Origin of the sequence: Pseudolactococcus hodotermopsidis, assembly GCF_011170085.1 — a bacterium.
GTDB classification, from domain to species: domain Bacteria; phylum Bacillota; class Bacilli; order Lactobacillales; family Streptococcaceae; genus Pseudolactococcus; species Pseudolactococcus hodotermopsidis.
Window position 1 is genome coordinate 14,765 of the sequence record NZ_BLLI01000011.1, and the last position, 14,647, is coordinate 29,411.

10 protein-coding genes are annotated in these 14,647 nt (G+C 41.7%); all 10 read right to left on the minus strand.

Annotated features, from left to right (window positions below):
• Window positions 1-59 precede the first annotated feature (59 nt).
• Window positions 60-1,727 (minus strand): glycoside hydrolase family 43 protein, encoded by a 1,668-nt coding sequence (locus Hs30E_RS03070; RefSeq protein WP_172207854.1) that lies wholly within the window; start codon window positions 1,725-1,727, stop codon window positions 60-62.
• Between the two features lie 108 nt (window positions 1,728-1,835).
• Window positions 1,836-3,146 carry a xylose isomerase gene (gene xylA, locus Hs30E_RS03075; protein ID WP_172207855.1) on the minus strand — a complete coding sequence of 437 codons (1,311 nt, stop codon included), beginning with the start codon at window positions 3,144-3,146 and terminating at the stop codon, window positions 1,836-1,838.
• A 206-nt stretch (window positions 3,147-3,352) separates the two neighbouring features.
• Window positions 3,353-5,431 (minus strand): glycoside hydrolase family 3 C-terminal domain-containing protein, encoded by a 2,079-nt coding sequence (locus tag Hs30E_RS03080; RefSeq protein ID WP_172207856.1) that lies wholly within the window; start codon window positions 5,429-5,431, stop codon window positions 3,353-3,355.
• A gap of 19 nt (window positions 5,432-5,450) precedes the next feature.
• Complete coding sequence (locus Hs30E_RS03085) at window positions 5,451-6,275, minus strand: polysaccharide deacetylase family protein (RefSeq protein WP_172207891.1); 825 nt, start codon at window positions 6,273-6,275, stop codon at window positions 5,451-5,453.
• Window positions 6,276-6,448: 173 nt separating this feature from the next.
• On the minus strand, window positions 6,449-8,407 hold the full coding sequence (locus Hs30E_RS03090) for an alpha-glucuronidase (RefSeq protein ID WP_172207858.1): 1,959 nt from the start codon (window positions 8,405-8,407) through the stop codon (window positions 6,449-6,451).
• 93 nt (window positions 8,408-8,500) lie between these two features.
• Window positions 8,501-9,625 (minus strand): GDSL-type esterase/lipase family protein, encoded by a 1,125-nt coding sequence (locus tag Hs30E_RS03095; protein ID WP_172207859.1) that lies wholly within the window; start codon window positions 9,623-9,625, stop codon window positions 8,501-8,503.
• Between the two features lie 45 nt (window positions 9,626-9,670).
• Window positions 9,671-11,110, minus strand: coding sequence for a glycoside hydrolase family 43 protein (locus tag Hs30E_RS03100; RefSeq protein WP_172207861.1), 1,440 nt, complete (start codon window positions 11,108-11,110; stop codon window positions 9,671-9,673).
• Window positions 11,110-11,808: a YesL family protein gene (locus Hs30E_RS03105; protein WP_172207862.1), complete on the minus strand. Its 699-nt coding sequence runs from the start codon at window positions 11,806-11,808 to the stop codon at window positions 11,110-11,112. The genes Hs30E_RS03100 and Hs30E_RS03105 overlap by 1 nt, the downstream gene beginning before the upstream one ends.
• 245 nt (window positions 11,809-12,053) lie before the next feature.
• Complete coding sequence (locus Hs30E_RS03110; protein ID WP_172207865.1) at window positions 12,054-13,727, minus strand: ABC transporter substrate-binding protein; 1,674 nt, start codon at window positions 13,725-13,727, stop codon at window positions 12,054-12,056.
• Window positions 13,728-13,781: 54 nt separating this feature from the next.
• Window positions 13,782-14,645: a carbohydrate ABC transporter permease gene (locus Hs30E_RS03115; RefSeq protein WP_172207866.1), complete on the minus strand. Its 864-nt coding sequence runs from the start codon at window positions 14,643-14,645 to the stop codon at window positions 13,782-13,784.
• Window positions 14,646-14,647: the final 2 nt, after the last annotated feature.

Sequence of the window (14,647 nt, forward strand, 5' to 3'; positions counted from 1 at the left end):
TTTCAAGCTATTTAAGTTCTTTAGTTATTAGCATAACTAAAGAGAGCTAGCTCTCAATTTTATTTCAAACCTGGTCCACTATGACCTTTTTCGTTTGTATCTGGTAATTCTTCATACTTGAAGTAATCAAAATCAGCAGGTTCACGATAACCGTCCATATCCACGGCAGCAAGTCCAACGAATCCACCTGTGAAGAAACCACCCATTGTCAGATTGACATAATCATCTGAAAGAATCGCCGCATCAAGTACAACTGGAATCTCAACAAAATTTTCGCCATCAAATGAATACTCATAAGTATACGTTTTCGTCCGAACTTTCGTGCGGAACCAAACATATTCAGTCCCCTCAGGAATCTTAATCGCATCATCTTTCAAATACGTTGTATAATTTGTTTGGTTGTGTTCAGCAACATCAATAACTGCACCATTTTTTTCATTCCAAGTCACATGTACCCAAGAATAATGATTGTTATTGTAATAATTCGTCAAACCAGCCATCGCACGATACGTTTTTGGCTCAAACTTCACTTTTGTTTCAGCATCAAAATTAAAGGCTTGCCAACGACGCGCAACTAACGATAATTCAAAGAAGTTTTCAAGCGAACCTTGACCATACAAACGCAAATGTCCTGGCACTTCATCATTGATATTCCCCATTTTTTCATCAAATGGCACACGTAAGGTATTGAAGTTAATATCAAGCTCATTTTCATCAAATTCGTTGAATTGGTTATGATTTTCAGGTGCTTCTGTCAAAATCGCATCTTTTGGTGCATCAACTTCTGTCGTACCACCGTGTCCACCAACGATATGCGGCCAACCAGCCTCATCCCATTCAACTTTTTGAATCGCCGTTTCGCGTCCCAAAGTACACCAACCACGCGGATCGTTGATAGCTTCCGTATCATGATGCCAAGGACGACCACACAACGACGCATAGTACCATTCGCCACTTGGTGTCTCCACCAAAGCACCATGACCTTGCTTTTGGATATAATTGTACGGTGTGTCAAAGTTTGTCAAGAACACTTCGCCAGGTTGCGTTTCAAATGAACCAACCTCAAGCGTTTTAGAACGTGCGACAACTTCCTCATGCGTGTAAACAGTCCCACCTTGCGCTGCAAAAATGTAATAATAACCATTGATTTTATAAAGGTGTGGACCTTCAGTTAAGCCAACTGCTGTACCACCATAAATCGGTTTTCTCGTTTCAGGCAACATTTTCTCAGCAATCGGATCATACTCTGTCAAGGTCAAAACATCAAATGGATGTTTATATTCACGATGATCCCAAGTTTGTTGAATCAGATATTTTTTACCGTCATCATCATGGAACAATGACGCATCAAAGCCAACACCATTTAAACGAATCGGATCTGACCATGGACCTGTAATCTCCTCAGCAGTCGTCAAATAATTGACAACGTCCTTAAATGGTCCATCACAAATTTTCGCATCTGTGTAAACAAGCCAAAATTTACCGTCAGCATAAGACAAATCAGGTGCCCAGATACCGCCAGAAGCAACATTACCACGCATATCAAGTAATTTTACAGTATTGAGCGGATGTGCGACTAAGTTCCAATGCACCATATCTTTTGAAGCATGAATCCGCACCCCTGGAAACCATTCAAAAGTTGACGTCGCGATATAATAAGTATCATTAACACGAATAATTGACGGGTCCGAATTAAAGCCCGGCAAAACCGGATTTTGAATCTTCATTTTTTCTCCTTATTTACTAGATTTTTCTAAACATAAGCGAGTAGTTGCGTTTAAGGAGAACCCAACTACTCAATATGTTTAGGAAAATCTAAAAACTATATCGTTATTTTAAACGAGGTAGTCGTTCAATTGAGATTTCACAAGCTCAATATGGCTAGACTCATTCTTGATATTAGCACCGTTTTTGAGTGAATATTCAGTCAAGCTCTCAAGGTCTTCATTGCCAGCAACGATGCTTGCGCCAATACCAGATTCAAAGCTAGCGTAACGTTTGGCTTTCAAATCAGACAAGAAGTTGTCCTTGCGAATCGCTGCCGCACCTTTAAGACCGCGGGCAAATGTATCCATACCAGCGATATGCGCCAAGAACAAATCTTCTTTGGCAAATGATGAACGGCGAACCTTAGAGTCAAAGTTGACCCCACCAGGTGCGATACCACCATTTTCAAGAATTTCAAGCATAACCAAAGTTGTGTCGAAAACGTTCGTTGGAAACTCATCTGTATCCCAACCCAATAAAACATCGCCTTGGTTGGCATCAATTGAGCCAAGCGCATCGTTGATACGCGCAACTGTCAACTCATGCTCAAATGTGTGACCTGCCAATGTCGCATGGTTGCCCTCAAGATTGAGTTTGAAATCGCCCTCTAAACCGTATTTCAAGATGAAAGCAAGCGTTGTTGCCGCATCGAAATCGTATTGATGTTTCGTTGGTTCTTTTGGCTTAGGCTCAATCAAAAATTGTGGTTTATGACCAATTTTTTCACCGTAAGCAATCGCCATTTTAAACAAACGCGCAATATTATCTTGCTCAAGTTTCATGTCAGTGTTAAGAAGTGACTCGTAACCCTCACGTCCGCCCCAGAAAACATAGTTTTCGCCACCAAGTTTTTTGGAAATATCAAGACCTTTTTTAACTTGTGCTGCTGCATAAGCAAAAACATCGGCGTTATTTGATGACCCAGCACCATTAACAAAACGTGGATTTGAGAACATGTTTGCCGTGTTCCAAAGCAATTTAATGCCAGTTTCGTCCATTTTTGCTTTAATCAAATCAGTGATAATATCAAGATTTTCATAAAATTCTTCGAGCGTGTCGCCCTCTGGTGCGATGTCAATATCGTGGAAACAGAAGTACGGTGCATCAAGTTTGACCAAGATTTCAAAGAAAGCCTCAACGCGATTTTTCGCTGTTTCAAGCGGTGTTGCCCCAAACCAAGGACGTTCGTTGGTTGGATTACCAAACGGATCTGAGCCATCTTGTGTCATTGTGTGCCAATAAGCAATCGCAAAACGAAGATGTTCTTTCATCGTTTTGCCCTCAACTACTTCTTCCGGGTTGTAATGACGAAAAGCGAACGGGTTTTTAGTTCCTTTTCCTTCATACTTGATTTTCTCAATCTCTGGGAAATATGCCATGTTTGTGAATCCTCCTACTCGTTTTAACGAGATAAAATTTGATTTTAGCAAGTTCGTTTGACGAACTAACTTACAACACTTATTGTAATCGTTTTCAGCTCATTTGTCAACAACTTTTTTTTAAATAATGTATTTATTTTTATGACAATACGAAAAACACCACTCATAGCAAGCTATCAGGGTGTTTTATAATTTATAGAATAACGTTAATTCAAATCAATTTCAACTTTGAAACTCTCAAGCGTTGGTTGTCCGAAATCAACAGATAAAATTGCTTTTGTCCCATCAACAAGCCATTCGCCGTCAGTATTAACAACTTTCAGATGATTAGCTCTGACTGACAAGTCAAACGTCATTTCTTGATTTTTTGGCAATGCCACACGCTTAAAGGCAACTAATTTGTGATTTTTTGGTGCAAATTCAGAATCAATTTTCGCATAAACTTGTACGACTTCTTCAATATCGTAAGCGCCTGTGTTTTCAGCGGTTATTGTCAATGTCAAGTCGTCCAGTTGAACAGATTTGATTGCCGCATTACCATAAGTCAAACCGTAACCGAAAGGATAAAGCACGTCGAGTTGCGTATTTTGATACGTCCGCTCACTCATATCATAGTCTGAAAAGTCTGGCAAGCCTTGCGTATTTTTATAAAATGTCAGCGGCAATTTACCACTTGGGCTGACCTTGCCAAATAGGAGATTCGCCAAAGCCGTACCGCCATGAGAACCCGGATACCAAGCATGGACAATCGCTTTGACACCTGCGTGTTCCTCTAAGCCGTCCAAACTCATGGCACTACCCGCTGCTACGACGATGATAACTGGTATACCAGTTGCCAAAACTTTTTCAATCAACCGTTTTTGTTGACCAGGCAAAGACAGATTAGGTTTGTCGCCAGAACCATAAACATTGCCAGAATCGCCTTGCTCGCCCTCGATTGTTGGGTCTAAACCGACACAAATAACTGCCAAATCAGCGTGTTCAGCGGCAATAATCGCCTCACTTTCACGTTCATTCGCACGAGATAAGGTACTTTCGGCATGATCATTATAAAGATGACAGCCCAAAGCATAGGTCACTTTGGCTTGATCGCGCAAGGCATGTTGGATACCCGATACAAAAGTCGCATAACGGTTAGCTGTCCCTGCATAATTGCCCTCTAAAGCCCCAATATTGCGCGCTGTTGGTCCGATAACGGCAACTGATTTGAGGTCTGACTTGCTTAATGGCAAAATACCATCATTTTTCAATAACACGATTGATTTTTCAGCTGCTTTGAGTGACAACGCCTCGTGTTCTGCTGAGGCATTGACCTCATAGGGAATTTGGTCGTACTCATTGTCATCGGCGAACATACCTAAACGTACTCGCGTTGTGTAGAGTTTGATAACCGATTCAGTAATTTCTGCCTCAGTCACTAAGCCCTTACCAACTGCCTCAAACAGCGCGTCTGAGATTTTTCCCGCACACAAGTTTGTACCGATTTTCATCGCAAGTGCCATTGTTTCCGCCGCCGTTTTCGTATAATGGTGGTTTTCATGCACATCCTCAAGCGCCATATAATCGCTGACAACATGCCCCTCAAAGCCCCATTTGCCAAGCAAAGTTTTGGCAATCAATTCCTCATTGACACAAGCTGGCTGACCATTGACCGCATTATAAGCACCCATGAAAGACTCAACATCCGCCTCTTTTATCGCCGCCTCAAACTGCGGCAAGTAGAACTCGTTCAAATCTTTGGGCGCAACCACCGCATCAAAGTAATGCCTATCCTCCTCAGGACCACTATGCACAGCGAAATGCTTGGCACAAGCAGCTAGACGCAAATATTTGCCGTCGCCTTGTAAGCCTTTGATGAAAGCAACACCGATTTGCGCTGTCAAAAACGGATCCTCACCATAAGTTTCTTGCCCTCGACCCCAACGTGGATCGCGGAAAAGATTGATATTCGGCGACCAAAACGTCAAGCCTTTGTAAATATCGCGATCGCCATGTTTCGCGTATTCATTATACTTGGCGCGCCCCTCGATTGAGATAACTTCTGCGACATCATGGACAAGTGTTTCGTCAAATGTTGCAGCAAGTCCGATTGCCTGTGGAAATACCGTTGCCACACCCGCACGCGCAATGCCGTGTAACGCCTCATTCCAATAATTATAATGCGGAATATCTAAGCGCTCAATTGCTGACGAATCAAAATCAATTTGGCTGATTTTCTCTGCCAATGTCATTTGTGCAACGATTTTGCTGGCTTGTTCTTTTGCTGTTTTGTGTGTGATTGTCATTTGTTTTTGCTCCTATTTTTTATAATGCTATCGTATTAAGTCCCGACTTAACTTCAATAGCAGTGCCGTTATTGATCTGCACCCAGACTGAAATCGCACTCGGGTTCAAAATGCTGCTACCATTGACCGAAAAAACAAGGCGTTTCGCAGCAGTCATATAGCGCTTGAAGTCGATGTTGGTCACGTACCAAATATCGTTTTTGTTGGCAATGAGTTCAGCGAACTTTTCAATGTGCGCCCAGTTATCATTGCGCTCGAACTCGTAACTATGCCCCCAAACGTACATCAGGCGCATATGGTGGTCATGCGGATTGTCAAAATCGAGAAATTTCTGCGCATTTTCAAGCAAAAGATGGTCGTGATGGCAAGTCGGCTGCCAGTCAAAATAATCTTCTGGCACCTCAAACTGATCCGTATCAGCAACTGGGCGCGCATACTCAAGCCCGACAAAAGGCAACAAAGCCTTGATTTCATCGCTATACGACCCATAAGGATAGGCAAAACCTTGAACAGGGTAGCCAACTGTCGCCTCAAGCGTGTCACGATTTTGCAAAATTTCGCTCGCCAACTTGTCAATCGGCGTTCTCGTCAGCCAAGGGTGCGTAACCGTATGACAAGCAACTTCGTGACCCTTGTAAAGCTCAGCGACCTCATTTTGACGGACAAACTCGGCTTGATTTTTCGCCGTTTCTTCAAAAGTGCCACTAATCAGATTGAAAGTCGCTTTCAGACCATAACGATTGAAAATGTCAACCAACTTCCTATCCGCAATATTACCGTCATCATAGCTCAAAGTCAGCGCCTTGATTTTGCCTTTTGGATAACACACGTAAAATTGATTCATTTGATTCACACTTTCTACCTTTTTAAATTCGTCAGTTAGTTCTGCAAACTTACTTACTAGATAATTCTATTGTAATCGTTTCCATTCTGTTTTGCAAGTTTTAGGGATATTATTTGTGACCGAATAAAAAAAACTCCTCCTGCAACAAGACAAGAGGAGATTCTTATAGTTATCTAAGCATAAATATGCCGACCTTTTTCATCAGCAATTCCTGATTTTCTTAGGAAATAAGTATTGACTTGATCGCGCCAATCCTTAGCGACACGGTGCTGTTCTTGCAGAAGTGTTTTGACATTTTCAAAGTCAGCAGCTGGCATTTCCTCAGATAAAACGTCCCAAGTTGCGATGTAGTTTTCAACACGTGCGACACCCTCAAAATGCGTGTCATAAATGTGCTGAATCAGCGTTTTACCACTATGAAGAACGTGCGTATAAGGCAAATGATGGAAGAATAAGACGAGATTATCTGGGCAAGTCGCAAGGTCGTTATATTCAGCCTCGCGCTGTTTCGCATATTGCCCCGCGTAACCTGTGCCGTCAATCGACGTGCGGTTGACACCTATCCCATTGCGATCTGCAAAATGGTAAGTCCCCCAACGGTCATACTCGTAACCATCAATATCTGGTCCATAATGCAAATGTGGCTTGACCATAAAGCCAATACCTAGTGGCGCTGTGTAAAATTCATAAGTTTCACGAGAAGTGAGCAGAATCGCCAAAACTTTTTCAGCTGCCTCTTGTGACAAGTCAAAGCTCAATGCTAACCATTCTTCAGCAATTTCTTTTGAAGTTAGTTGGTTAGACCAACATAGTCTACCATAGGCAAACAGATTGCTTTGCATGAGTTTATGATGTGTCCAGTTTTTGTCCATACCGACACTACCGACGGCTGCGATTCCCGAACGTTCGGAAATGACTGAATTTTCTTTGAGCAGATTTTTGACTAAGTTCTCTTTTTCATTGACTTTGGTATCGAAGTCCAAAGCCTCTTTCCAAACTGGCGCTAGATAATAGATATGTTTTTGATGCCCAGTGTATTCTTGCGTAATCTGAAACTCGATGATATGATTGGTTTTTTTCAAGCCACCAAACAACGGGGTTACAGGTTCTCTCGTTTGAAAATCAATCGGTCCGAGCTTGATTTGTAAGGTTACATTATCATCAAACTTACCGTCCAAACCGATAAAATGGTCGTAAGCTGCACGCGCACGATCAATCGAGCGATCGCGCCAATCTTGCGCACAATCGTAGACGAAACAACGCCAAATCACATGACCGCCGAAAGGAGCAAGCGCACGCGCGAACATGTTTGCGCCATCATCATGCCCACGACCGTAGGTAAATGGTCCAGGCTCACCCTCGGAGTCGGCCTTGACAACAAAACCGCCAAAATCAGGAATGGCGCGGTAGATATTTTTGGCAATAGCCGCCCAAAAATCGTTGACACCCTCGTCCAATGGATCAGAAGTTGTTAAGCCACCCACGATTTTAGGCGAGGCAAAATTGACAGACAAATACGTTTTGATGCCGTAGCTACTGAAAATATCAGCAATGTACTTGACTTCTGGCAAATTTTCTTCCAAAATCAAACGTGTTTCGTATTTGTGAACATTGACATTGTTGATTGAAATCGCATTAATCCCAACTGATGCCCAAAGACGGGCGTAGTCACGAATCGTCTCAAAATCACGGCGGAATTTATTGTCCTTGAAATAAATTGACTCCCCCGCATAACCACGCTCAATTGAGCCGTCCATGTTATCCCAATGATTAATCATGCGGATAGCTTGATCGGGTACGGATACAATTGTTTGAATTGCCTTATCTTGCGCTAATTGCGTGTAAAGGTGGTAAAAGCCGTAAAGCAAGCCCTTATCTGAGGTCGCTGAAAGTGTCACAACATTTTCAGAAACCGTCATTTCAAATCCCTCAACACCAAGTTTCGCATTGAGAACACGTTCGAAAACAATCGTTGCTTTATCTTTTTCGTCAACCTCGCTTGCATTTGCGAATAAAACTGCAAATTCTGCACGAATCGTTGTCGCTAAAGGCGATTTTTCTGCCAGATAATAGGTCTGATAATGTTTATTTGCAATTTTTTTGTTTAACCAACAGGTGTCTCTTGTAGACATTTTATTTCTTCTCCTAAAATTTTGGGGTATCTCTAAAAACTGCTTGACCAAATCTAGTAAAATTTGGGAAATCTGAGTTTTTAGAGATGCCCTTTATATATTTTCGCCATTAAACAAAGCTAACAAGTCAGCTTTTGGCAATGTTTGCGCTAACTCATGACCACCGGCCTTACTATAATGCAAGCCGTCGCCACGGTCTAGCGAGCTTTTTAAAATGTGCGGTGTTTGTGCAATATGCGCGATTTTATCCAAGTCTAGTACATGGTCATAAAGTGGCGATTCTCGAATCCATGTATTGACAGCTTGGCGTTTAAGCTCTGAACACTCGCTATAAAAATCAGAATGCCCAGCAGGTGTCAAAGTACAGCCCACAGCACGACTGCCATAACGTTTGATTGTGGCAAGATAAGTCGTCAAGCCAGCGATAATCTGGTCAGCAGTTTTGTCGCCAAACAAACAGTCATTTATCCCATGGAAAAGTAACACAGTATCAGGCACATTTAGACTGAAAACATCACGCTCAAATCGCACCAAACCCGCATAACCATGACGGAAATAAGGGTCTGATTGCGGTCTATCCGTCCCAGACAAAATCAGATTGCCACCAATACCAAGATTGACAATGCCAAATTCTGACAGTTTTTCATCACGCAAACGTTGTTTCAAACCATCCATAAGCCAGCCTTGCTGAGTCAATGAATCACCGAAGAAATGAACCGTTTTAGCAGTTGTCACAGCCGTCAAGTATTGAAAACCATAAACAAAATTTAGCATCGCATTTTCTTGTTTGGTACGAAACCGCTTTTCTTGTGGCTCAAAATTCCCTTGATAGACATTTTCAACCTGCATTTCTTGATTAGAATAAGTCACAATACCACTCGTTACAGTTGTCGGATGCGCCAATTGCGTGGTAATCACAAAAGTATCCCCCGCCTTAAAATCAAGCGCAATCGGATCCGTCCAAAGCCGCTCGCCAACTCGAACTGAAATAGCAGCCTGTCGCAAAACTTGCACAGAATAATCCTGTCCTTGATGCGTCAAAGTTACCGAACTAAAATCAAGCGACTCAATCCCATACTCATTTTCCAAAACAAGCCGAACCGTTGTGCCACTCGCATCAACCCTCAGCGTGATAACTTGCTTTTCAGCCTGTAAATCACTCGGCCAAGACCGATAATCCGAACTCAAATAACCAAATATCACTTGCCAATTTTTCATTAGTTTATCCCTCTCACAAGATGTTGAGGCTCAAAGAGCCAAAACTCAGTTCATCTCAAACCGCAACTCGCTAAATGTCGCAACCTTGCCATGACCAAGCGCATAAATGCCCAAAGTCGTCCCGACAAAACCGCCAGCCTGTCTCGTACTCAAAAATGTTGCCGAAACATCTGACAAAATCAGCTCATCTGCCACATAAAACGCCAATTTCTGACCACGACAAACAAGTTTCAGCAAGTCAGCACTTTTCGCAACTTGCACCAACACCGTATCCACGCCATTTTCACGCTGAACCACTTTTATCTTTTTGCCAATAATCGCTAAACGTATCAAAAAGTTGTCATTTTGGAAAACGACTAATCCCGCCTCGCTCTGACTTTGCACTCGGACAGACAAGTCATAATCAATCGTCCGTTGCCGAACAGCAAGAAAAGTCGGCGAAGTTGTCAAATCAGCAAAATCAGCACCACCACGCAAACGAACCACACCATTTTCAAAAGCATAATCAGCGTCAATCGGATTGCGCAAACGCAAAACCTCAAGATTAGCCAATGAAAAATCGGTCATCAGCGTGTTCACTTGTGGCACATTTGCAAAGTCAAGCTGCCCAAGCCCTTCATTGACAAAAGGCCAACCGTCATGCCAAGTCACTTTGGCGATAAAAGTTTCGCGCCCTAAATTGTCCGCACCGTCAAATAAACGACTCGCCAGACAAATCAGATACCAATTGCCCTGACCATCCTCAAACAAATCGCCGTGACCGACATTTACGACTGGGAAATTCGGACCAAGATGACGGTGGGTCAAGATTGGATTGTGCAGACAATTTTCATAAGGACCAAAAATCGACCGACTGCGCGCCGTCATAATGGCGTGGTTCAGACCCGTGCCACCCTCAGCATAAAAAATATAGTAATAATCGCCAACCTTATTGATGTGCGGACCTTCTGGCCAGACGGCATCACGCATGGCTGCCCACCAAATATCTTTTTTCTTACCTAATTGACCTGTTTTCAAATCAATTTCTGCCACGTAAATCGCATTATCGCCGTTCAACTCGCCACCGTCTCGACCATGCGTGCCGCAATAATAGGCACGACCATTTTCAAAATAAAGCGAGGGGTCAATACCGTCTGCATCTGGCAAATAGAGTGGTTCAGACCATTCAGCAGTCGGATCATCAGCGCTGATGATAAAATTACCTCCATGACTCACGTTAGTACAAATGATGTAAAATTTTCCGCCGTCATGACGAATTGTTGGGGCAAATTGACCACGTGATGTATGACCACCTGCATAATTTGCCTGTGAGGGACGTGTTATCGCATTGGCAATTAATGCCCAACTTTTCAAATCACGACTGTGATAAATCGGCAGACTCGGAAAATAAGAAAAGCTGGAATTGACCAAATAATAATCTTCGCCAACACGCACAATTGATGGATCTGGCGCAAAGCCTGAGATAATCGGGTTCTGTACACCCATCACGCTGCCTCCTTTTTGGCAATAAAGTTCGCATTGACCCAATCAAGCATGGGGAGCAACTCGTGTAATACCGCATAAATGTAAAATGTTGAGACGATAAACAGCCACATATTCCCCAGATAAAAGACGACTGCAATGAAAAGAACCGTGAAACTAATCACTTTGACCAAAGCAATGATGTTTAACAGCATATAAGATAGGCTCATGACCGCCATATCGCGGATTCTGAATTTGAATTTGACGTTGATTATCCCCATATAAATCGCAAAAATGAGTGCCAATGCGAGCAAAATGATGAAGAACCACGAAAGAAAGCCGTAAGTCTCAGATGTTTGAAACTTGGCAATGTCAACAATGACAATCGCAATAATGGTACAGAAAATCGCACCGAGTTTGATCGCATCAACAAAATTTTTCTTGTAACTCTGCCAAAATAGAACGACTTGTCCTTTAAATAAATCTTTGGGATTGTCATTTTTATAGAGCATACAGCTGATTTCGGCTGAAAATGCTGGCGCTAATAGGATACTAATCGGCGCCCAAATCAGAACATTACGCATCGAAAATTCTAAGAATAACAAGCATAAAAAGACGGGCGCAATCGCCAAGCAAAAGCAAATATGCCAGATGAACAGATCTGAGATATTTTTAGACAAGACGTAGAGCTTGCCTTCTGTAAATTGTTTATTTTCTACCATTTTAAAATTTCCTTATTGTTAGTGATGTGTCGTAAATTTAGACTTCGCATCATTTTTATCGACACGCTAACAACCTAATATATTAGTTCTTATTTCTATTATACCTTTTCTAGTGTAAAATTTCCTTTTTAAGCCTCAGACGTTTGCGCCTGCGTCACACTTTTTTAAGTATCACGCCTTTTCAAACAAAAGAAAAGATTAGTTTTTTACGCTAATCTCTCTTTATTTTTCAAGCAAACGTCGGCTTATTTACCATATTTTTCTTTATATTCTTTGTAAGCTGCGTTTGTTTTTTCTTCCCATTTCTTCATTTCTTTAGATTCGAGATCTTTGACATACTTGTCCCAGTCAGACAATGGACGTTGACCGAGGATGAATTTCAATGTTTCTTGGTCAACTGTATCTTTCAAGTTTGTTGAAATGATTGCCAATTCTTCAGCATCCAAATCATCAAGTGGTGCTGGTGGATTAACAGCTGCGTATTCAGAACCTGCAACCATCGCTTCGACCCAAGCTTTGTCAGTATCATTGTAGATAGAGTTTACCAACCAAGTTGCATTACCGTGAGCGAAAACACCATTACCGAAACCAAAGTCTTTTTGCAAATCTTTAGTACCCTCTGGGTTCAAACCACGTGTATTAACATCTTTGGCAAGGACAATTTTACCACCGTTTTTAGGATCGCCTTCAGTTGTATAAGTTGTCCCTTCTACACCCCAACGTGCAAAGAGTTGACCATTTTCAGAGAACCACAACCAGTCAATAAATTGAAGAATCGCTTTAAAGTTAGGATTTTCTTTGATTTTAGCTGAGATCATCATGCCGTTTTCATTGATACGTTTGGCATCAATCACACGACCCGCAGGACCTGCTGGAAGCATGATACGGACAACTTCATATTTCCCTTTGCCGATAGATTGATCCATTGTATCAGTCATACCGACCATTTCTTGGGCGTTGGTGCCAATCACAAATGATTTACCATTGACAAATTTTTCAACTGCTGTTGGATCATCTTGTGTGAAACTTTCTTTATCTATCAAGCCCTCAGAAACCATTCCTGCAAAGAAAGTCACGAGTTCTTTGTATTCATCAGTTGCCCCTTGGTAGACATATTTGTCAGCCTTTTCGTCAAATTTGTTACCATTGTAACCCCAACCAGCTGCTGTATCAAACTCAGTACCAGTCCAGTTCAATGTTGCATTCATGCTCCAACGATCTGAATAAAGCAAGTTATCAGGATATTTCGCTTTCAACGTTTTAAGCGCTGCTTTCAAGTCATCCCAAGTTTCAGGCACTTCGATACCTTCTTTATCGAAAATATCTTTACGAATGGCCAATGAATAATCTGGATTTGGTGTTTCAAACATCATTGGCAACATGTAGAATTTACCATCTTTTTGACGAATAGAGTCGATTGAATCAGCCAAGCCCCAGTCGTCCATATGTGCTGAGAAGTTCGGCATATATTCAAGATAATCAGAAACTGCCAAGATTTGACCAGATGCGACAAATTGTGCCTCTTGACCAGCATTTGTGTTAGTCATGATTGTTGGCGCATCACCAGAACTGATCATGAGCGACCGTTTTTGCTCCAAGTCAGACATTGGGGTAACGACTGGTTTGACAGAAACATTTGTCAATTTCTTCAACTCAGTATTGAACAACCAATCATCTTCCCAAGGATAGTTAGGATGATCACGATACAAGATGTCAACTGAAAATTCTTCAGTTGCTTTAAATTGATCACCAACTTCAAATGTGTCCATTGCAGCTTTTGAAAAATCAGCTGAAATTTTTGTCGAGCCATCTTCGGCACCATCAGCGCCTTTGTCTTTCTTGCTACCGCAAGCTGTCAAAGCTGTTACCGCTGTCAAAGCAACTGCGCCGACAAGCAAGCTTTTTTTCCAAGATTTCATACGTTTCTCCTTTTGGCTTTCGCCATTAATAAATATAATAGTGTTCTTTTAAATTTATTTCACTGACCCAAGCATAATACCTGTTACAAAATGTTTTTGTACAAATGGATAAACACAAAGGATTGGTAAAACAGTTAAGAACATTGTTACCGCTTTGATATTGGCAGAAATTGTTGGGGCATCGCTTGCAGCCCCTGCTGTTTGGTCAGCTTGACCTTTGATGATATTACGCAGATAAACTGTTACTGGGAACAATTCTTTCTTGTCAATATACAAGAAGGCATCAAACCAAGCATTCCAACCACTTACCGCATAGAATAAAAGCATTGTTGCGATGATTGGTTTAGATAATGGCAAGATAATTGACCAGAAGATTTTATAAGTATTAGCACCATCAATCGTTGCCGCTTCTTCCAATGCCTCAGGAATGCCTTCAAAGAAAGATTTCATGATAATCATGTTATAGATTGAAAGCGCAGACGGAATGATAATAGCCCAAATCGTATTCAACCAGCCCAATTGGCGAATCAAGAGATAGTTAGGAATCAAACCACCCGCAAAATACATCGTAAAGACTGCCAAACCAACAAAGATTTTAATTCCTGGCACATGCTTTTTAGACAAGGCGTAAGCCAAAGTTGTTGTCAAGAAAATCGACACCGCCGTACCGACAACTGTATAGATAAGCGTGTTTTTATAGTTTATCCAAAACATTTTATCGCTCATCAGATATTTGTAAGTATCCGTATTGAAACCTTTTGGCAAAATGCTGACTTGCCCTGCATCAATCGCTGCTTTACTTGAAAATGACTGCGCAATGACGTTCAAAAACGGAAAGACAGTCACAAAGACAATGAGTGCTAAAATAAGAAGATTGACATATTTAAACACTTTATAAGCTGTTGTTTCATGTTTCATAA